The following is a 261-nucleotide window of genomic DNA, read 5'->3' as shown; positions in this document are numbered from 1 at the left end:
CATCCTGAGTGAGCCACTCACGCCCAACCCGCTCGAACGCCGCGGTAAAGCGCGGAACATCGGCCGTGGCGATCGTCAAACCCGCCGCCATCGCATGGCCGCCGAATTTGGCGATCAGCCCCGGCTCGCGCTTCGACACGAGATCGAGCGCATCGCGCAAATGGAAACCCGGAATCGACCGGCCCGAGCCCTTGACGGTGGCGCCGCCATCGTCGGCCAGCGCGAACGTGAACGACGGCCGGTGGAATTTCTCCTTCAGCC

At 66.3% G+C, this 261-nt stretch carries 1 protein-coding gene; it reads right to left on the bottom strand.

From position 1 onward, the window contains the following. A partial coding sequence (locus SB771_RS35230) for a DHHA1 domain-containing protein (RefSeq protein ID WP_410722071.1) occupies window positions 1-261 on the bottom strand: 261 nt, incomplete at both ends.

It is taken from the genome of Burkholderia sp. SIMBA_051, from assembly GCF_046534915.1.
In the GTDB taxonomy this organism is placed as follows: Bacteria; Pseudomonadota; Gammaproteobacteria; order Burkholderiales; family Burkholderiaceae; genus Burkholderia; species Burkholderia ambifaria.
This window is presented reverse-complemented; position numbering and strand designations above follow the sequence as displayed.